Raw genomic sequence first — 19,391 nt, forward strand, 5'->3', positions numbered from 1 at the left:
CGTGAGCTTCGATGCCATCGTCGTCGGCGCGCGCGTCGCCGGCTCCCCGACCGCCATGCTGCTCGCCCGGGCCGGCCACCGGGTGCTCCTGCTGGACCGGGCCACATTCCCGAGCGACGTCATCTCGACGCACCTCGTGCACGTGCCGGGGATGGCACTGCTGCGCGGCTGGGGCCTGCACGACGCCGTCGCGAACGCGGGCGCCCCGCGGCTCTCGCGGTTCACCATGGACTTCGGCCCATTTGTCATCAGCGCCCCGCCGCCGCCCTCGGACGGCGCCGCGCACCCGTACTGCGTGCGCCGCACCGTCCTCGACGCCATCCTCCTGGACGCCGCCCGCTCGGCCGGGGCCGAGGTGCGGGAGGGCGTGACCGTCGAGGGCCTGCTGCGCGACGAGTCCGGCCGCGTCACCGGGGTCCGCGGTGACGGCTTCGAGGAGCACGCCCGGATCGTCATCGGCGCGGACGGCCTGCGCTCGGTGGTGGCCCGCGAGGCGGGTGCCGGGACGTACCACGACACCCCGTCGCTGACCGCGTGCTACTACGCCTACTACCGCGGCCTCCTCCCCCGCGACAACGCCGAGATCTACCAGCTGGGCGACCGCGCGGTGGTGCTCTTCCCGACCAACGACGACGCGACCTGCGTGTTCGTGGCGTGCCCGAGCGCGCAGTTCCACGACTTCCGCACCGACGTGGAGGCCCACTACGCCAAGGCCATCTCGCGGGTACCGTCCGTGGCCGCCCGGGTCGCCGCCGCGGAACGGGTCGGCCGCATGCACGCGACCGCCGACGTGCCGAACTTCTTCCGCACGCCGGCGGGCCCGGGCTGGGCCCTGGTGGGCGACGCGGGCTACCACAAGGACCCGGTGATGGCCGCGGGCATCACGGACGCCTTCGTGTGCGCGCAGCTGCTCGCCGACGCGATCCACAGTGGACTCTCCGGCGGCGGCCTGGACGCGGCCGTGCAGTCCTACGCGCAGGAACGCGACCGCCGTTTCCTGCCGGCCCTCCAGCTGACCTGCCAGCTGGCGTCGATGGAGCCCCCGAGCCCGGAGATGGCCGCGCTGTTCGCCACGATCGCGGCCAGCCCCGCGGAGTCGACCCGCTTCTTCGGCGTCATGCAGGGCAGCACGCCGATCCCGGAGTACTTCGCCCCGGACAACCTCGCCCGCATCATGTCCGGCGCCGCGGGAGCCGCTATTTGAGGTGGCCGGCGGTGAGGCCGGACTGGACCTGGCGCTGGAAGACCAGATAGAGCAGCAGCACCGGCAGCATCGCGATGGTCATGCCCGCGAACAGGCCCCCGAAGTCGCCCGCGTAGCCCTCGTTCACGGCCAGGGCGGTGAGGCCCTGGGCCAGGACCCAGCGCTTCTCGCTGCCCTCGCCCTGCAGCAGCACGATCGGGAAGATGTACTGGTTCCACTGCGTCAGGAAGTTGAAGATGCCCACGCTGATCAGCCCCGGCCGGGCCATCGGCAGCATGATGCGGAAGAACAGGCTCCAGTGCGAGCAGCCGTCCACGAGGGCCGCCTCGGCCACCGCCGTCGGCAGGGTGCGGAAGAACGCGGTCAGGAAGAACACCGTGAACGGCAGCGAGTAGGCGGTGTAGACGAGGATCAGGCCGGGCAGGGTGCCGAGCAGGCCCAGGTTCTTGACCACGAAGAAGAGCGGCACCAGGGCCAGGAACACCGGGAAGACCATGCCGCCGGCGAAGGCGTAGTAGACGACGCGCATGCCGCGCAGCTCGTAGCGGGCCAGGACGTAGGCGGCCATGGCGCCCAGCAGCATGGTCAGGGCCAGGGCGCCGGCCACCACGATGGTGCTGTTGAGGAAGTAGCGGCCCATGTGGGCCTCGTTCCAGGCGCGCGCCCAGTTCGAGAAGCGCAGCGACGAGGGCAGGCTCCAGGCGTCGGACAGGATCTCGTCGTCGCTCTTGAAGGAGCTGACCACCGCCCACAGCAGCGGGAAGGTGGTCAGCAGCGCCCAGCCGAAGAGGAAGACGTGGGAGAAGGCGTTGCCGAGGCGGGGGCGCACGTCAGTACTCGATGCGTTCGCGGCGGGTCAGGCGCAGGGACGCGATCGCGACCGAGAGCGTCACGAAGAACATCGCGACGCCGATCGCGGAGGCGTAGCCGAACTTGGCGTCGCCGAAGGCGGTGTTGTAGAGCCGCAGTCCCACGACGTCCGTGCTGAACCCGGGGCCCCCGTTGGTGATGATCTGCACGAGGGCGAATCCGTCCAGGGCGATGATGGCGAGGTACACCCACGCCACCTGAATCGTGTCCCACAGCAGCGGCACGGTGATCCGCCACAGGGTGGTGAAGCGGCTCGCGCCGTCGAGCATGACGGCCTCGTAGATCTCGCGCGGGATCGAGGACATCGCGGCGCCGAAGAGCACCACGTAGAAGCCGACGTTGCTCCACACCATCACGACGAGCACCGCCCAGAAGGCCACGTCGGGGTCGCCGAGCCAGGTGCGGGCGAGCGAGCCGAGCCCGACGGCGCGCAGGAAGCCGTTGACGAGGCCGCCGTTCGGGGCGTACATCTCGCGCCAGAGCACGCCGATGATGGCCACCGAGAGCACCTGCGGGAAGAAGTACACGATGCGGTACACGGCGCCGAACCGCACGCCGTGGATGTTGAGCATGGACGCGAAGAAGAGGCCCAGCACGATGGTGGCGACGGGGAGCACGGCGAGCAGGACGGCGTTGTGCCGCAGGGCGTTCCAGAAGTACTCGTCCGACAGCAGCCGCGTGAAGTTGCCGGTCCCGACGTAGTCCCACGTCGGGCTCAGGCCGCGCCAGTTGGTCGTGGAGACCTGGAACGCCTGCAGGTAGGGCGAGACGACGAAGACGGCGTAGACCGCCACGGCGGGCATCAGGAACGTGATGGCGAACAGGCGCCGACCGTGGCGCATCCTCAGCTGCTCCGCTTGTACTTCTTGATGGAGTCGTCCTTCGCGATCGCGTCCGCGCCCTTCTGGCACTGCTCGACGAACTGCTTGGCGTTGATCTGCTTGGTGAACAGCGCCCCGCACGCGGCGTCGACGAGCTCGCGCTCCAGCTTGCGGTAGTAGGAGTTGTACACCCAGTTGAAGCCCTTGTCGCCGGAGGCCTTGAGCGCCCTGGTGACCGACGCCAGCCCGGGCGGCAGGTTCACGCCCTGGTCGAGCCCGGCGACGCAGGTGAGGCTCGCGACCCGGTTGGTGAAGTCGATCGCGCCCTTCTTCGACAGCATGACGCGCAGGTACTCCAGCCCGCCCGCGAGGTTCTTCGCCTTGGCCGGCACGATGAACGGCTCGCCGGTCGTGCCGCGCAGCGCCTCGAACGGCAGCTTGTCGGAGGCGGACAGGCTCGGCGTCGGCGCGACGGTCATCTGGAAGTCGGGCGGCGTGACGGCCTTCTGCTCGCTCTCCAGCCAGGAGCCGCACGAGATGAACACGGCCTTGCCCTTGCACCACTCGGTCTGCGACTGGATGTGGTCGAGCCCCTCCGAGCCGGGCATGATGTAGCCGTCGACCGCCAGCTGCGAGTAGGCGTCCGCGGCGGCGAGGATCGCCTCGTGCTTCCACGCGTTGGGCTCGAGGTTGTCGATGGCCACGAGCACGTCCTGGCCGGCCAGCTTCGCCGCGGCGGACAGGATCGGCCACGACATGTACCGCGGATGCTTGCCCTGATAGGTCCAGGGCGAGATGCCGGCGGCCTTGATGGTCTTGCACAGGGCGATCATCTCGTCCCACGTCTTCGGGTACTGCCACCCCTTGTCGTTCATGAGCTTGGCGGAGTACCAGATCCCGTAGACGGTGTAGGTGTAATTGAGCGCCATCGTCTTGCCGTCGTAGGTGCCGGGCAGCAGCGAGCCGGGCAGGAGCGTGTCGCGCACCTTCTTGGCCGGGTCGTCGATGCTGGGCGCGTCCAGCATCGGCCCGAGGTCGGCCAGGGCGCCCTGCGAGACGAGGCCGTTGAAGTCGATCTGGCCGGCGCCGGAGTTGTCGATGACGTCGGGCGGGCTGCCGTCGACGAAGCGGGGCTGCAGCGTCTGCCCGATCTGCTGGGTCGCCGAGTGCTTGATCTGCGCCTTCGGGTACTTCTCGGTGTACATCGCCTCGTGCGCCTTGGCGTAGTCCTCGCCGAAGCCGCCGTTGAAGATGACGACCTCCAGCGGCGCGTCCTCCTTGACGCCGAGCGGGTTCGCGGCGTCCTTCGCGCCCTGCTCGGTGCTGGAGGGCTTGTCGTCGCCGCCGGACAGCGCGCACGCGCCCAGGGTGGCCGAGGCGGCGGCCAGGGCGCTCGAGCCGAGCAGGGCCCGCCGGGAAAGAAGACTCATCGCCGCTCCTTCGCAAGGGACGTCTGTCGATGACAATGAAGGTTTCCAACCAAACTTGCAAGGGGCGGTAGATTGTTACCGGGTCAGCCGGGCGTGTACCGCGGCATCCGGAGCGGCCCCGATGACCTGCGTGATCGCCAGCCAGAGGGCCCCCGCCGGGCCGTAGGTCGCCGCCATGGGCACGATCCGGTAACACTCCCGCACGGCCGCCCGGACGCGTTCGGCCACCGGGCCGGGCGACAGCAGGACGGAGCCCGCGAGCACGACGGCCGGCCGGGGCAACGCGGCGCGCCCGGCAACCGTCTCCAGGGTGTGCAGCAGATGCCCCGCGGCCTCCTCGACGAGCGCCACCGCCACCGCGTCCCCGGCCGCGGCGAGCGCGCTCACGGCCGGCGCCAGGGCACCGAGCGCGGCGGGCGGGCGGTCGAACGCGGCGCGCAGCAGGGCCTGGTCGTCGGCGGCCGGGACGCCCAGCAGGGGGCTCAGCGCCTGCGTGAGCGCCGTGGCCGGGCCGCGGCCGTCGAGCGCGCGCAGCACGGCGCGCAGACCCGCGCGGCCGAGCCAGACCGCCGAGCCCTCGTCGCCGAGCAGCCAGCCGTACCCGTCGCAGCGATGCGTCAGCCGCCCGCCCGCGAACGCGGCCCCGACCGCCCCGGTGCCGGCGAGCAGCAGCAGCCCGTCCGGCGACGGCGAACCCGCGGCGAAGCCGACCTCGAGGTCGGTCACCGCGACCACGCGACCGCCGAGCCCCGCCGCGCGCCAGGCCGCCTCGGCCGCCGCCTGGGTCGCGGCCCGCACGGCCGCACCGCCCGCGATGCCGACCACCCCGAGCGCGACCCGCCCGGCGCCGTCCCGGGATCGGGCGAGTAGATTGCGCAGCGCGACCGTGAGCGCCTCCGTCGGCGCCGCGCCGCTCGAGTTCCGGTTGGCACCGCCCGACTCCGCCCGTGCCAGGACGGTACCGTGCAGGTCGCTCAGCGCGCACCGCGTGGTCGTGGCGCCCGCGTCAACACCGATGACCAGGGGCTCAAGCATCGCGTCACCGCATTCCATTGACGAAACCGACGAGGCAACGGAAACTTTTCCACATGACGGACGACGCTCGCCAGATCTCCACGGCCGTGAAGATCCGCGGGCTCCTGCCCTCGCTGTCGCGGGCCGAGCAGCGGGTCGGCCGAATCATCATCGAGGAGGCGGCCACCGCCGCGCAGATGACGATCACGGAGCTGGCCAAGCGCGCCGACACCTCCGAGACCACGGTCATCCGCTTCTGCCGCGCCATCGGCGTCTCCGGCTACCCCGAGCTGCGGCTCAAGCTCGCCGCCGAGGCCGGGCGAGTGCAGGACGACCCGGCCCAGGAGGCGATCGGCAGCGACATCAGCCGCTCCGACGACCTCGGCCAGGTGGTCAAGACCATCGCCTACGCCGACGCCCGGGCCGTGGAGGAGACCGCCGCCCAGCTCGACCTGGAGGCGCTGGGCAAGGTCGTCACCGCGATCGCCGCGGCCCGCCGGATCGACATCTACGGCGTGGGCGCGAGCGCGTTCGTGGCCCAGGACTTCCAGACCAAGCTGCACCGCATCGGGCTGACCGCCTACGCGTGGTCGGACCTGCACCTGGCGCTGACGAGCGCGGCCCTGCTCGGCGAGGGCGACGTCGCGGTCGGCATCTCGCACACGGGCACCACCGTGGACACCATGGAGGCCTTCGCCGAGGCCGGGCGGCGCGGGGCGACGACGGTCGCGCTCACCAACTTCCCGAAGTCGCCGATCACGCGCGTCGCCGACCTGGTGCTGACCACGGCCGCGCGGGAGACCACGTTCCGCTCGGGCGCGATGGCCAGCCGGCTGGCCCAGCTCACCGTGGTCGACTGCGTGTTCGTCGGCGTCGCCCAGCGCACCTACGACCGCACACGCTCGGCCCTGGAGTCGACGCGCGACGCGGTGCGAAGCCGGCGGACCAAGGCCGATCGGGGCCGCTGGTGAGCGTCTCCCCCGGGGTCTCGCCCACCGAGGAGCGCAACCCGCACACGGTCTACATCGACCAGCTGCCCACGCTCGACATGCTCCGGCTCATCAACGCCGAGGACGCCAAGGTCGCTCCGGCGGTCTCCGCGGTACTGCCCGACGTGGCCGAGGCCGTCGAGCTCGCCGTGACCGCCCTGCGCGCGGGCCGGCGCATGCACTACTTCGGCGCGGGAACCTCCGGCCGCATGGCGGTGCTGGACGCCGCCGAGCTGCACCCCACGTTCGGCGTCGGCTACGAGCGGGTCGTCGCCCACATCGCCGGCGGGCTCCCGGCCCTGCACACCGCGGCCGAGGGCGCCGAGGACGACGCCGAGCTCGGCGCGGCCGCGGCGGCCGACCTGGCCGCGGGGGACCTCGCCGTGGGCGCGACGGCGAGCGGCGCCACCCCGTACGTCGGCGGAGCGCTGCGCGCCGCCCGCGCCGCCGGGGCCGGCACCGTGCTGATCTCCGCGAACCCGAACGCGTCGCTGGCCGGCCTGGCCGACGTCGTCATCGCCGTCGACACCGGCCCCGAGGCGATCACCGGCTCGACCCGCATGAAGGCCGGCACCGCCCAGAAGCTGGTGCTCAACGCGCTGTCGACGGCGGTCATGGTCCGGCTCGGCCGCACGTACTCGAACCTGATGACCGACATGGTGGCGAGCAACCGCAAGCTGCGCGGCCGCCAGGTGCGCATGCTCGCCCAGGCGACCGGCCTGCCCGCCGAGGCGTGCACCGCCGCCCTGGCCGAGGCGGGCGGCGAGTCGAAGGTCGCCCTGGTGGCGCTGCTGGCCCAGACGCCGCCCGCGGACGCCCGCCGCGCGCTGGAGCGCTCGGACGGCGTGGTGCACGCGGCCCTGGCCGAGCTGCACGGTCGGTAAAAAACCTTCATCCACCTGGATCCGGTTGGAAGGTATCGACATCGACGCCGGTGACGGTATAGCGTGCCATCAATCAATCGCCTCAGGTTTCCCCTGGAGGAGCGATGGCCCTCATCCCGGCACTGGTCGCAACCGCCGTGCTCGCCGCACCGCTCGGCGCACCGATCGACACACCCTCGGCCGCCCCGGTCACGCACGACGAACAGATCTCCTTCCACCGGTGGCGCACCTTCCAGCACTGGGACCGCGGCGGCGCGGACGGCTGGGAGACCGCCACCTGGACCTCACCGCGGCAGCGCACCGGGTTCGGCGCGAGCGAGCTCGTCGCCTCCTGGAACGCCGACACGCCCACGGGCACCTGGCTGCAGGTCGAGCTGCTGGGCACGTACACCAACGGCGAGAGCACACCGGCCTACGTCATGGGCCGCTGGGCCTCGGGCGACCAGGACATCAAGCGGTCCTCGGTGGACGGTCAGGGCGACGCCTACTCCAGCGTCTACACGGACACGTTCTCCATCGACGACGTGTCCAAGGGCGTGCTGCTGGACAGCTACCGCCTCCGCGTGACCCTGTTCCGCAAGCCCGGCTCGCACGCGTTCCCGCGCGTCCGGCAGATCGGCGCGATGGTCTCCAACGTGCCGGACCGCTTCACGGTCACCCCGAGCGCCGGGCACATCGCCTGGGGCCGGGAGCTCACGGTCCCGCGGTACTCGCAGAACATCCACATCGGACAGTACCCGGAGTACGACGGCGGCGGCGAGGCGTGGTGCTCCCCCACCTCGACCGAGATGGTCGTCGAGTACTGGGGCCGCAGGCCGAGCGCCGCCGACCTCGCCTGGGTCGACCCGTCCTACGCCGACCCGCAGGTCGACCACGCGGCCCGGATGACCTACGACTACACCTACGCCGGCGCCGGGAACTGGCCGTTCAACACCGCCTACGCGGCGACGTTCGGGCTGACCGGCATCGTGACCCGGCTGCACTCCCTCGACGAGCTGGAGCGCTTCATCGCGGCCGGCATCCCGGTCGTCACCTCGCAGTCGTTCCTCGCCTCGGAGCTCACCGGCGCGAACTACTCGACCTCCGGGCACCTGTTCGTGGTCGTCGGGTTCACCGCGACCGGTGACGTCATCGTCAACGACCCGGCCTCGTCGTCGGACGACGCGGTCCGCAACGTCTACAAGCGCACCGAGTTCGAGCAGGTGTGGCTGCGCACCAAGCGCCACCGCGCGGACGGGTCGGTCGCCTCCGGCAGCGGCGGCATCGCATACCTCATCGCACCGCCGGGCAAGGCGCTGCCCCGCGTGCCCGGCTCGGAGAATTGGTAGGCCGACATGAGAATCCTCGCCGTCGCGGTGCTCGGCGCCGCGATCCTCGCCGCACCCGGCACGGCCGGTGCGGCGCAGGCCGGACGCCAGCAGGACTTCACCGATGCCGCGAACGCCGCCGGCGTACCGGCCGACGTCCTCCTCGCCGTGTCGTACCTGGAGTCGCGGTGGGACACCAACCGCGGCGCCCCCAGCACCAGCGGCGGCTTCGGCCCCATGCATCTCACCGACGCCGCCGCGGTGAGCGCACGCCACGACGGTATCGGGGACGCGCGGGGCGACACCGCGCGACCGTCCACGGTGGATGCTCCGGCCGCCGCGCCGGCGCCGGGGTCGCAGACCCTCGACCGGGCCGCCGAGCTCACCGGGCTCGGCCGGGACCGGCTGCGCACGGACGCGCGGGACAACATCCGGGGCGGCGCCGCGCTGCTGGCCTCCTACCAGCGCGACCTCGGCGCGCCCGGCGGGGCCGGCAGCGACCCGGCCGCCTGGTACGGCGCCGTCGCCCGCTACAGCGGCGCGGACACGGCCGACGCGGCCGGGGACTTCGCCGACGAGGTGTACGCGACACTGCGCGACGGCGCCGACCGGGTGACCGACGACGGCGAGCACGTGACGCTGAGCGCGCACGCGGCGGTGCGCCCGCAGGTCGCCTGGCTCGACCGGCTCGGGCTGCGCAAGCCGCCGCGGCCGGATGGCGTCGAGTGCCCGCCGGACCTGCCGTGCGAGTGGATCCCGGCCCCGTACGCGGATCTCGGTGGCGGGGACTACGGCAACCACGACCTCGGCGACCGCTCGGCGAGCCAGCGGGTGCGGTACATCGTCATCCACGACACCGAGGAGTACTACGACCGGACCGTGCAGCTGGTGCAGGACCCGGCGTACGTCAGCTGGAACTACACCATCCGCTCGGCCGACGGGCACGTGGCCCAGCACGTGAAGGCCAAGGACGTCGCGTGGCACGCCGGGAACTGGTACGTCAACGCGACCTCGGTCGGCATCGAGCACGAGGGCTTCGCGGCCGAGGGCGCCTGGTACACCGAGGCGATGTACCGCGCCTCGGCGAAGCTCGTGCGCTACCTCGCGGCCCGGCTGGACGTCCCGCTCGACCGCGGCCACATCGTCGGCCACGACAACGTGCCGGGCACCGTGCCGTCCACGGTGGCCGGGATGCACTGGGACCCGGCGCCCTACTGGGACTGGGGGCACTACTTCGACCTGCTGCACGCGCCCTTCCGCGGCACGGGCACGGCCCACACCGGGCTGGTCACCATCGACCCGGACTACGACGCGAACCGGCCCGCGTTCACCGGCTGTGACGGTACGACGGGCGGCCCTTGCCCCTCCCACGGCGCCTCCGCGCTGATCCTGCACACCGCGCCCGACGCGAACGCCCCGCTGCTGAGCGACCCCGGGCTGCACCCCGACGGCTCGGCGGCGACGATGGCCCTGTCCGACACCGGATCGCGGGTGTCGGCCGGGCAGACCTACGCCGTCGCCGGGCGCTCCGGGGACTGGACGGCGATCTGGTACCTCGGGCAGCGGGGCTGGTTCCTCAACCCGCCCGCGCACCCGGCGGCGAAGTGGGCGACGGGCCTCGTCGCGGTGCCGAAGCCGGGCCGGGCCACGATCCCCGTCTACGGGCGCGCGTACCCGGAGCAGGCGGCGTACCCGGCGGGCGTGCCCTACCAGGCGATCACGCCGCTGCAGTACACGTTCGCGGCCGGCCAGCGGTACGCGGTCGCGGGGATCGTGCCCGGCGAGTACTACCGCGCGGTGTCCTTCGACGGCTCCGCGCCCGGCGACCGGACGGTCGTTCGGGGCCAGACGAAGTACGTGCAGATCCAGTTCGGGCACCGGTTCATGTTCGTCAATCTCGACGATGTGCAGCTGGTGCCGTCGCCGCTGGGCGCGCCGCGCCAATGAGCGTGGCGGCTCGGGCCGGGGGCAAAGGCTCCTCGACCACGATCCGCGCGTCGCCGCACGCGTGCAGCATGACGCCCGGCTCCACCACGATGCCGACGTGGTGGACCCGGGCGCCGGGCAGCGCGAAGAAGTACAGGTCGCCGCGGCGCTCCTGGCCCAGCGGCACCGGTTCGGCGGCGGCCGCCTGGTCGCGGGCGTCGCGGGGCAGCCTCACCCCGGCGCGGCGCCAGGCGAGGTGGACGAGGCCGGAGCAGTCGATGCCGTGCGGGGAGAGGCCGCCCCAGACGTACACGGCGCCGAGCAGCCGCCGCGCGGTCTCGAGGGGGTCGGGCGCGTCGGCGCGCACGTCGGATTCGGCGACCCACAACGGTTGCGCGGCCCCCGGCACGCGGACGGGCCGCCACCCGTCGCGGCTCGGGCCGGCCGCGGCGAGCCGGGTGCCGAGCGGGACGCCGGGCATGGCGAGCGTCCCGTTCGGCTCGTCCCGCAGGTCCGTCGAGAGCGCGTCCACCATGGACACCGGGCCGTCGGGGTCGGCCGCCTCGGCGAGCTGGGTGATCGGCAGCCAGCCGGGGTAGTCGCCCTGGCCGGGCAGGGTGACCCGAGCCCAGCCGTCGGCGTGGACCTCCTTGACCTCGGCCGCGTCGCCGAGCAGGGCCTGGGTCACGACGTTCGGCGGGGTTCGGTGCTCGGGGTCGCGGTAGAGCGTGGCGAGCGGGATGCGGACGGTGTGCGTCATGGCGGCTCCTCGAGACTCAGCCCCAGTCCTGGCGCGTCGGGCAGCACGACCTCGGCGCCGTCGTAGCGCAGCCCGCCGGTCACCGGGGAGGCGCCCAGGAACCAGGCCGCGTCGAGGTCGGAGACGACCGTGGTGCCGCACGCGGCCACGAGGCTCGCCGCGGCGCCGACGCCGATCTCCGTCTCCATCATCGAGCCGACCATGGTGCCGACGTCGTGCGCGGCGGCGAGCTCGAGCAGGGTGCGGGCCGGGCCGAGGCCGCCGCACTTGGCCAGCTTGACGTTCACCAGGTCGGCGGCGCGGCGCCGGATGACCTCGGTCAGGTCGCGGACCCCGAAGACCGCCTCGTCGGCCAGGATCGGCACGTCGACGCGGGCGCTGACCCAGGCCAGTCCGTCGAGGTCGGCCGCGGGCACGGGCTGCTCGACGAGCTCGACGTCCAGGCCCGCGTCCTGCATGCCGCGGATGGCCCGCACCGCGGCGCGCGGGGTCCAGCCCTGGTTGGCGTCGAGGCGGATGCGGGCGTCCGGGCCGGCCGCGGCGCGGATGCGGGCGACGCGGGCGACGTCGGCGGCGGCCGCGTCGCGCTCGCCGGCGCCCTTGCCCACCTTGACCTTCAGCACCCGGAAGCCCTCGGCGACCCGGGCGGCGGCGGCCGCGGCGAGCTCGTCGGCGCCGCCCGCGGGCAGGGTGACGTCGGTGGGCACGCGCAGCCGGTTGCCGCCGAGCAGCCGCACGAGCGGGATGCCGAGGCGGCGGGCGGCGAGGTCGTGCAGGGCGGTGTCGGCCGCGGCCTTCACGCCGAAGTTGCCGGCCGCGGCCCGCTGGACCGCGCGCAGGTTCGCGTTGAGGTCGCCGGCGTCGCGGCCGGTGAGCGCCGGCCCGATGAGCTGCGCCACGCAGGCCTCGGCGCCGGCGACGGACTCGCCGGTGACCTTCCAGACCTCGGGGGCCTCGCCGAAGCCGGAGCGGCCGTCGGCGTCGACGACCTCGACGATCAGGCTCTCGGCGGTCGTGGCGGTGCGCAGGGCGGTGACGAACGGGGTGTGCAGCGGCACGCTGACCCGGTGCGTGCGGACGGCTTCGATCGTCATCCGGCCCGCCCCGCCCAGGCGTCCGCGGAGATCTCGGCGATCCGGCGGCAGGCCTGCTCGTCGTAGTCGTCCGGCGGGACGCCCCGCGAGGTGGTGCAGACGGCGATCACGTACGGCTCCGCGTCGGGCGGGGTGACGAGGCCGGCGCTGTGCCGTACGCCCGTCATCCAGCCGTTCTTGTGCGCGACGCGCACCCCGCCGGGCAGGCCGGCCGCGAGGTCGACGCGCCATTCCTGGGCGGCGAGCAGGTCGAGCATCTCCGCGCACGCCTCCGGCTCGGCGAGGGTGCCGCGGTGCAGGGCCGTGAACAGCGCGGCCAGGTCGGCGGCGGTGACGACGTTGTCCAGCCCGGCGTCGCGGGCCGCGTAGTCCTCGATGCCGCGGGCGGTCACGCTGTGCGCCGCGCCCGCGAGCCGCCACACCTCGGCCACGGCGGGCAGGCCCACGCGGGCCAGGAGCAGGTTGGTGGCCAGGTTGCTGGAGCGCACGATCATCCGGCGGGCCAGCCACCGGGCGGGCACCGCGGTGCCGAGGTGCGGCCAGACCTCGTCGTCATCGTCGTAGGAGCGGTCGTTGTGGTACCGCGAGCCGTCCCCCAGGGCGCTGGCGAAGTCGTTGACGACCGGCACCGGCTCGTCGAGACCGCCGGTGCGGTACAGCGCCGCGAGCACGGCCACCTTCATCGTGCTCGCGGCGCCGTGGAGGCGGTCGGGGTCCTGCGCGTGCCGGGGCGGGCCGCCGGGGCGACCCACCCACACCGAGACATAGCTCGTCATCCGGCCTACTTCACATAGGTGTTCACGAACTGCGGGCTGCCGAAGATGCTGTCGATGAACACGCCGTGCACCCGCGAGCCGTGCAGCGTGAACATGACCTGCACGTAGAGCGGTACCACCGGCGCGTACTCGCGCATGATCTTCTCGTCCAGCTTCGCCCATTCGTCACCCTGCCGCTCGACCGGCAGCGCGAGCACCCGGTCGAACTCGGCGTTCAGCGCGGGCGCGTTGAGGTAGGACGCGCCGTTGTTGCTGCCGCCGTCCTTGATCGCCCGGCCGTCGTAGAGCACCGGCAGGATCGCGGCGCCGCTGGGCCAGTCCGCGCCCCAGGAGCCGATGTAGAGGTCCCACGGGTTGTCCCGCTTCTTGGTCTCGTCGAGGAACGAGTCGGCCGGGATCGCCTTCAGCGTGATCTTGAATCCGGCCTTCTCCAGGTTGCCCGCCAGCTGGGTGCTGAGCGCCTGGAACGTCGCGTCGTCGGCGAACGCGAGCACGAGCTCCTTCGTCGCGCCGCCGAGCAGCTCCTTCGCCTTGGCCGGATCGCCGCTCTTGCCCGCCGGGTAGGCGTCGTACTGCTTCCACCCGATCGTCGCCGGCGGCATGAGCGTCGTGACCGGCGCCGCGAACGTGGCCCCGCCGAGGGTCTTGATGAGCCCGTCGCGGTCGATGGCGTAGTTGAGCGCCTGGCGCACCTTGAGGTCGGTGACCCGCTGGTTGTTGATGGTGAGCGTGAAGTGCTGCGGCGTCGGGGCCTGCAGGATGCGGTCCTTGAGCGCCGCGTCCCCGACCACCTTGGACACCAGCGAGGGGTCGACGCCGTTCCAGGACACCGCGGTCTGGTCGGCCCCGCCGTCGGTGATGATCCGGTTGGTCTGGGTCACCGGGTCGGGCCCGAACGACCAGACGAACGCGTCCGGATACTGGTGGCGCACCGGGTCGGTGGCCGGGTCCCACGCGGTGTTGCGCTCCATCGTGAGCTGGGTGCCGGCCTCGTTCTTGGTGATCTTGTACGGCCCGGAGGAGACGGGCTTGGCGTCGTACTGCGTGCCGGTGTCCTTCGCCGCGGGCACGGGCGCGGTCGCCGGCAGGGACGCGGCGAAGGGCAGGTCGCAGTGCGGCTTCGCGAACGTGAGCTGCAGCGTCTTGTCGTCGGGGACGGTGAGCCCCGGCGGGAGCCCGGTCTTGTTGCTCTTGAAGTCGAACGCGGTGTCGAACTGGGGCGAGTCGGCGAGCCACTCCTGGATGTAGGTCGGGCCGCCGGTGAGGGACAGGTCGAAGGAGCGCGCGATGCCGTAGGCGATGTCCCGCGCCGTGATCGCCGAGCCGTCCTCGAACTTCACCCCGTCCTTCACGGTGAAGCGCCAGGTCTTGCAGTCCTTGTTGACGTCCGTGCCGGGGGTGGTCGCGAGGTCGCCGACGAGCGTCACGTGCCCCTGCCCGTCGTCCTTGTAGGTGGTGAGCCGGCGGGCGTAGAGCTGGGAGGCGTTGAGGCCGACGAAGCTGTAGGCGCGCTGCGGGTCCAGGTGCGCGATCTTCGTCTGCCGGATGACGGTCACGGTGCCGCCCTTGGCCGCCCCGGGCACCTCGGCGGCCGGGCCCTGCGAGTCCTTCGGGTCGGTGGCGATCGCGCCGCTGGCCTGCCGGTTGGTGTCGACGCCCGGGTCGTCGTCGGTCTTGGTGTTGTTCGTGCAGGCACCGAGCCCCGCCACGAGCGTGAGCAGCACGGCGGCCGTGAGTTCTCTGCGCATTGTCCTCCCCTATCGCAAGCGGACCCGCGGATCGATCCGGGTGTAGAGCGCGTCGACGACGATGTTGGCGACGATGATGAAGGCCGCCGCGAGCAGGACGGTCGCCATGATCGTCGGCAGGTCCCCGTCGCGGACGGCGTCGATGGCGGTGCGGCCGAGGCCACGGAATCCGAAGGTGGTCTCGGTGATGACGGTGCCGCCGAGCGCCGTGCCGACGTCCAGCCCCGCGGCCGTCACGAGCGGGGTGATCGCGGCGCGCAGCACGTGCCGGCGCACCACGAGCCGCTCCGGCAGGCCCTTCGCGCGGGCGGTGCGCACGAAGTCCTCGGACATCGTCTCCAGCATCTGGGCGCGGGCCAGCCGGGCGTACACGGCGGAGAAGAGGAACGCCAGGGTGCACCAGGGCAGCACGAGCGCGGTGAGCCAGGCCAGGGGATCGTCCAGCAGCGGGGTGTAGCGCGGGTAGGGCAGCACCTTCAGCGTGTAGACGAACACCAGGAGCAGGACGCCGCCGACGAAGTACAGCTGCATCGAGGCCCCGGACAGCGAGAAGCCGATCGCGAGCCGGTCGAACACGGTGCCGCGGCGCAGCGCGGAGAGCATGCCGAGGCCGATGCCCAGCGCCAGCCACAGCACCGCCGCCGGGATCACGATGCTCAGCGTCACCGGGAGGGTCCGCGCGAACGTGTCGCGCACCGGCTCGTTGTTGACGTAGCTGTACCCCAGGCAGGGCGCCGGGCAGCCGTCGCGGCCGGCGAACACGCCCTTGAAGTACCGCAGATACTGCACCGGCTTCGGATCGTTGAGCCCGAGCTCGTCGCGCACCCGCTCCAGCCGCTGCGCGTCGCAGTTCTTCGGGCACATCGCGGCGGCCGGGTCCCGCGGCAGCGCGAAGAACATCAGGAACGTCACGACGCTGACCGCGAAGAGCGTGAGCAGGCCCAGACAGACCCGGCGGACCAGGAAGGTGCCCATGCGCGCCTACCGCTGCGACTTCGGGTCGAGCGCGTCGCGCAGCGCGTCGCCGAAGAGGTTGAAGGCCAGCACGAGCACGAAGATGGTGACGCCCGGGAACAGCACATAGGCGGGGTCGGTCTGCAGGTAGTTGAGGCTGCGGAAGATGGTGCGGCCGAAGTCCGGGGTCGGTTCGAGCATGCCGATGCCGAGGAAGGACAGGGCGGCCTCGCCGGTGATGTACGCCGGGATCCCCAGCGAGAAGGCGACCAGGATCGGCGCCCCCAGGTTGGGCAGCAGCTCCCGCAGCAGGATGCGCGGCACGCGGGCCCCACCGGCCTTGGCCGCCTCGACGAACTCGCGCTCCCGCAGCGAGAGCACCTGCCCGCGCACGAGCCGCGCGGTCGTCGTCCAGCCGAACGCGGTGAACAGCGAGATGAGCACGACGACCCGGAACCAGCCCGGCACCGCCTCGCGGGGGCCGTAGAAGTGCAGCTCCAGCGGCCGGATCACGGCGAGGGTGAAGATGAGGAACGGCAGCGCCAGGGTCACGTCGGTCACCCAGTTGAGCACCGCGTCGACCCAGCCGCCGAGGTAGCCGGCGACGATGCCGAGCAGCACGCCGACGACGGTGGTCATGAGCGCGGCGGCGAACGCGATGCCCAGCGAGGTGCGCATGCCGTAGACCATCTGCATGAACAGGTCCCGGCCCTGCCCGGGCTCGAGGCCGAACCAGTGCGCGCCGCTGATGCCGCCGGAGACGCCGTAGGGCATCCCGTAGCGGTCGAGGTCGTCCTTGAAGTCGTCCTGCGGCCCGACGCCGTAGGCGAGCCGGATGAGCGGCGCCGCGAGCGCGACGACCACGAGCAGCACCGAGACCACGCCGCTGACGAGCGCGGTCCGGTCGCGGCACAGCCGCCGCCACGCCATGCGCCCGGGCGAGCGCGTGGCGAGCTCGAGGGGCGTGATGCTCATGCGGCCGCCCCTTCCCGAACGCGGTCTATGTAGCTATTCGCCGGGCACTGCCGCAGCTACGAAAATAAGCTACAACGACGACGGGTGATGTGTGAAGCCCCTCTATCCTCGGCCGGGTGGGAAAGATCGTGCGGGTGCTGCTGGCGGCGCTGGTGTCGGCGTTCGCGGCCAGCGCGCTGCTGCGCTTCCACGCGCCGGTCTCCGGGGCCGAGCGCCAGCTGCACCACCTGCGGGCCGAGCTCGACGCCGGGGCCGGGCAGGACGCGCAGCGGCTCTTTCCGGAGGGGTACTTCTTCCTGCACGCGCTCTACGGGCTCGCCTGGGTCGACGTCGGGCGGCACGCGCGCGACAAGGGCGAGGCGGTGCGCGAGAGCCGGTGGGCGCTGGACCGCCTGGACTCACCCAGCGGGACGGCACCGTTCAGCGCCGGGCTCGCGCCGCGCTACGGGGTCTTCTACGCCGGGTGGACGAACTGGCTGCGCGGCGGGCTGCTCAGCCTGCGGCGGGACCCCGATCAGGTGCGGCGGTTCGAGTCCGACTCGCGGGAGATCGCGCGGGCGTTCGACGCGAGCGCGACGCCGTTCCTGCCGGCCTATCCGGGACAGTCCTGGCCCGTCGACTCCACGGTGGCGATCGCCTCGCTGCGCCTCTCCCCCGACCACGCGGGCACCGTGCGGGCGTGGGTGGACAAGGCCAGGCAGCGGCTCGACCCCGCCACCGGGCTGCTGCCCCACGTCACCGATCCCGGGACGGGCGAGCCGCTGCAGGGGGCGCGGGGCAGCTCGCAGAGCGTCATCCTGCGCTTCCTCGCCGACGTCGATCCGGGGTTCGCGCGCGAGCAGTACCTGCGCTTCCGCGACCTGTTCGTGGACTCCCCGCTGCACCTCGGCCCCGCGGTGCGCGAGTATCCGAAGGGGACGGACGGCCCCGGGGACGTCGACAGCGGGCCGCTGCCGCTGGGGATCTCGTTCTCGGCCACGGTAGTGAGCATCGGCGCGGCCCGGGTCAACGGCGACGGCGCGCTCGCGGACGCGCTGGCGGCCTACGGCGAGCTCGCCGGAGTGCCGATCACCACCTGGCACACCAAGCGGTACGCCCTCGGCGTGCTCCCGATCGGGGACGCGTTCCTGGTATGGGCGAACACCGCACCGGACCGGGCGACGGGGATCGACGGCGGCGTGAGTCCACTGTGGAAGGCGCCGCTGACCGTCGCCCTACTCCTGCTCGCCGCCGCCCCCTGGAGCCGCCGGCTGCGCAACCGGCGCCATCAGCAGACCGACCGCCCGGACGAAGGCCTCGTGGTCGAGCCCGTCGTCCCAGAGCGTCTGTAGCACCAGCCCCTGGTAGATGGCGACGAACACGCGGGCCAGGGACTCGGGGTCCTCGGTTTGCCCGGCGAGCAGCGGCGCGACGGCGGCCACGGGGCGATCGACGTTCGCGCGGGACATCGCGCGCACGTCCGGGTCGCGCACCGTCTCCGCCCACACCTGCACCGCCAGCTGGAGCTCGGGCCGGGTCTCGGGCGCGCCGACGCGGCGCAGCACGTCGAGGTAGCCCGCGGCCGGGTCGTCGCCGAGCATGGTGGTGCGCCGCTCGTGCCACTCGGCGACGATGGCGGCGATCATGGCGTCCTTGCCGGTGAAGTACCGGTAGATGAGCCCGGCGCTGATGCCCGACGCGCGCACGATGTCCTGCATCGACGTGCGGTGGAAGCCCTCCCGCGCGAAGCAGGCCGCCGCGGCGTCGAGGATCTGGCGCCGGCGCGCCGCGAAGTGAGCGTCGTCGACCTTAGGCACGGCAGACCGCGATGCGGTAGAACTCGGCCGTCGGCTCGTCGCGGCCGAGGGGCTCGAGGTAGCGCGCGGCCGCGTCCCGCGTGGACAGGTCCTCGACGAGGTGCAGGGCGCGCTGCTCGAGGTACGCCGGAAGCTCGGCGGGATCGAAGCCGAAGGTCCACGGCTCGCCCCCGCGGCGCACGGCGTCGTGCCACCGCGCGACGCCGGTGAACATGCCCGTGCCGTCGAGAGCGGCCCGGTCGACGTAGGTGAACACGACGGTGCCGCCCGCGGCGAGCAGGCCGGCGAGGGCGCGCAGGGTCGCGTCGACGGCCTCGGCGGTGAGGTAGTTCGTGACGCCCTCCCACACGACCACGGCCGGGGCCGACGCGTCGAAGCCGGCGGCGAGCAGGGCCGGGGCGAGCGCGTCGCGGGTGAGGTCGACCGGGACGTAGCGGACGGCGCCGCCCGCGGGCACCCGGCGCCGCTTGGTGGCCTGGGTCGCGGGGTGGTCGACCTCGAACGCGACGGGCACGGCCAGGCGGTGGGCGCGGTTGTCGAAGCCGGCGCCCAGCAGCACCAGCTGCGAGCCGCCGGCCGCCCGCACCTGGTCGTCGATGAAGCGGGTGCGCACCACGGCCGAGGCGCGCGGGCCGCCGGCGAAGTGGTGGTCGAGGTATCGCACGATCCACCGGTGCACGGCGGGCACCCGCGAGGCGGCCGCCACCGCGCGGTGCATGGGCGGCAGCATCCGGGCCGCGAGCCGGTCGTCGAAGAGCCGGTCGCGCCGGCGGTTGTGCTCGAGGGCGCGGAAGAGCGCCACGTGCTCCGCGGAGCGGCTGCTGCCTCGCATGCGGGTCAGAA

Annotated in this window: 18 protein-coding genes; 6 read left to right on the forward strand and 12 right to left on the reverse strand. The window is 72.8% G+C overall.

Going from position 1 to position 19,391, the window contains the following annotated elements; all coding sequences use genetic code 11:
- Nucleotide 1: 1 nt before the first annotated feature.
- Nucleotides 2-1,204 carry an NAD(P)/FAD-dependent oxidoreductase gene (locus AC6JBM_RS30880; RefSeq protein WP_497977545.1) on the forward strand — a complete coding sequence of 401 codons (1,203 nt, stop codon included), beginning with the start codon at nucleotides 2-4 and terminating at the stop codon, nucleotides 1,202-1,204.
- Here AC6JBM_RS30880 and AC6JBM_RS30885 read toward each other — a convergent pair.
- From AC6JBM_RS30885 to AC6JBM_RS30900, 4 genes are all read right to left on the reverse strand, one after another.
- Nucleotides 1,197-2,033: a carbohydrate ABC transporter permease gene (locus AC6JBM_RS30885; protein ID WP_350609116.1), complete on the reverse strand. Its 837-nt coding sequence runs from the start codon at nucleotides 2,031-2,033 to the stop codon at nucleotides 1,197-1,199. The genes AC6JBM_RS30880 and AC6JBM_RS30885 overlap by 8 nt on opposite strands.
- Before the next feature lies 1 nt (nucleotide 2,034).
- A complete protein-coding gene (locus tag AC6JBM_RS30890) occupies nucleotides 2,035-2,916 on the reverse strand; it encodes a carbohydrate ABC transporter permease (RefSeq protein ID WP_497977546.1) in 882 nt (293 codons plus the stop codon).
- Between the two features lie 2 nt (nucleotides 2,917-2,918).
- Nucleotides 2,919-4,325, reverse strand: a complete 1,407-nt coding sequence (gene ngcE / locus AC6JBM_RS30895; protein WP_497977547.1) for an N-acetylglucosamine/diacetylchitobiose ABC transporter substrate-binding protein — start codon at nucleotides 4,323-4,325, stop codon at nucleotides 2,919-2,921.
- A gap of 75 nt (nucleotides 4,326-4,400) precedes the next feature.
- Nucleotides 4,401-5,360, reverse strand: coding sequence for a BadF/BadG/BcrA/BcrD ATPase family protein (locus AC6JBM_RS30900; RefSeq protein WP_497977548.1), 960 nt, complete (start codon nucleotides 5,358-5,360; stop codon nucleotides 4,401-4,403).
- A 53-nt stretch (nucleotides 5,361-5,413) separates the two neighbouring features.
- On the opposite strand from AC6JBM_RS30900, the gene AC6JBM_RS30905 reads away from it, so the two are divergent.
- From AC6JBM_RS30905 to AC6JBM_RS30920, 4 genes are all read left to right on the forward strand, one after another.
- Nucleotides 5,414-6,310, forward strand: coding sequence for a MurR/RpiR family transcriptional regulator (locus AC6JBM_RS30905; RefSeq protein WP_497977549.1), 897 nt, complete (start codon nucleotides 5,414-5,416; stop codon nucleotides 6,308-6,310).
- Complete coding sequence (gene murQ, locus AC6JBM_RS30910) at nucleotides 6,307-7,212, forward strand: N-acetylmuramic acid 6-phosphate etherase (RefSeq protein WP_497977550.1); 906 nt, start codon at nucleotides 6,307-6,309, stop codon at nucleotides 7,210-7,212. Before AC6JBM_RS30905 ends, murQ begins: the two co-directional genes overlap by 4 nt.
- A 104-nt stretch (nucleotides 7,213-7,316) precedes the next feature.
- Entirely contained in the window at nucleotides 7,317-8,540 is a 1,224-nt protein-coding gene (locus AC6JBM_RS30915) for a C39 family peptidase (protein ID WP_497977551.1), read from the forward strand.
- Nucleotides 8,541-8,546: 6 nt separating this feature from the next.
- On the forward strand, nucleotides 8,547-10,466 hold the full coding sequence (locus tag AC6JBM_RS30920) for an N-acetylmuramoyl-L-alanine amidase (protein WP_497977552.1): 1,920 nt from the start codon (nucleotides 8,547-8,549) through the stop codon (nucleotides 10,464-10,466).
- On the opposite strand, the gene AC6JBM_RS30925 is transcribed toward AC6JBM_RS30920, so the two are convergent.
- Genes AC6JBM_RS30925 through AC6JBM_RS30950 form a run of 6 tightly spaced genes read right to left on the reverse strand, consistent with a single transcriptional unit; the run spans nucleotide 10,411 to nucleotide 16,752 of the window.
- Nucleotides 10,411-11,205, reverse strand: coding sequence for a C40 family peptidase (locus AC6JBM_RS30925; RefSeq protein ID WP_497977553.1), 795 nt, complete (start codon nucleotides 11,203-11,205; stop codon nucleotides 10,411-10,413). The two genes, AC6JBM_RS30920 and AC6JBM_RS30925, sit on opposite strands and share 56 nt — an antisense overlap.
- Nucleotides 11,202-12,299: a mandelate racemase/muconate lactonizing enzyme family protein gene (locus tag AC6JBM_RS30930; protein WP_497977554.1), complete on the reverse strand. Its 1,098-nt coding sequence runs from the start codon at nucleotides 12,297-12,299 to the stop codon at nucleotides 11,202-11,204. The genes AC6JBM_RS30925 and AC6JBM_RS30930 overlap by 4 nt, the downstream gene beginning before the upstream one ends.
- Nucleotides 12,296-13,075 (reverse strand): serine hydrolase, encoded by a 780-nt coding sequence (locus AC6JBM_RS30935; RefSeq protein WP_497977555.1) that lies wholly within the window; start codon nucleotides 13,073-13,075, stop codon nucleotides 12,296-12,298. The genes AC6JBM_RS30930 and AC6JBM_RS30935 overlap by 4 nt, the downstream gene beginning before the upstream one ends.
- A 5-nt stretch (nucleotides 13,076-13,080) precedes the next feature.
- Nucleotides 13,081-14,823, reverse strand: coding sequence for an ABC transporter substrate-binding protein (locus tag AC6JBM_RS30940; RefSeq protein WP_497977556.1), 1,743 nt, complete (start codon nucleotides 14,821-14,823; stop codon nucleotides 13,081-13,083).
- Between the two features lie 9 nt (nucleotides 14,824-14,832).
- Nucleotides 14,833-15,798: an ABC transporter permease gene (locus tag AC6JBM_RS30945; protein WP_497977557.1), complete on the reverse strand. Its 966-nt coding sequence runs from the start codon at nucleotides 15,796-15,798 to the stop codon at nucleotides 14,833-14,835.
- Nucleotides 15,799-15,804: 6 nt separating this feature from the next.
- Entirely contained in the window at nucleotides 15,805-16,752 is a 948-nt protein-coding gene (locus AC6JBM_RS30950; protein ID WP_497977558.1) for an ABC transporter permease, read from the reverse strand.
- A 116-nt stretch (nucleotides 16,753-16,868) separates the two neighbouring features.
- Here AC6JBM_RS30950 and AC6JBM_RS30955 point away from each other — a divergent pair, with 116 nt between their 5' ends.
- Complete coding sequence (locus AC6JBM_RS30955) at nucleotides 16,869-18,083, forward strand: hypothetical protein (protein WP_497977559.1); 1,215 nt, start codon at nucleotides 16,869-16,871, stop codon at nucleotides 18,081-18,083.
- On the opposite strand, the gene AC6JBM_RS30960 is transcribed toward AC6JBM_RS30955, so the two are convergent.
- A complete protein-coding gene (locus AC6JBM_RS30960) occupies nucleotides 17,967-18,548 on the reverse strand; it encodes a TetR/AcrR family transcriptional regulator (protein ID WP_497977560.1) in 582 nt (193 codons plus the stop codon). The two genes, AC6JBM_RS30955 and AC6JBM_RS30960, sit on opposite strands and share 117 nt — an antisense overlap.
- Nucleotides 18,541-19,380 (reverse strand): class I SAM-dependent methyltransferase, encoded by an 840-nt coding sequence (locus AC6JBM_RS30965; protein ID WP_497977561.1) that lies wholly within the window; start codon nucleotides 19,378-19,380, stop codon nucleotides 18,541-18,543. Before AC6JBM_RS30965 ends, AC6JBM_RS30960 begins: the two co-directional genes overlap by 8 nt.
- Nucleotides 19,381-19,391 lie beyond the last annotated feature (11 nt).

The sequence above is a fragment of the Dactylosporangium thailandense genome, from assembly GCF_059739745.1.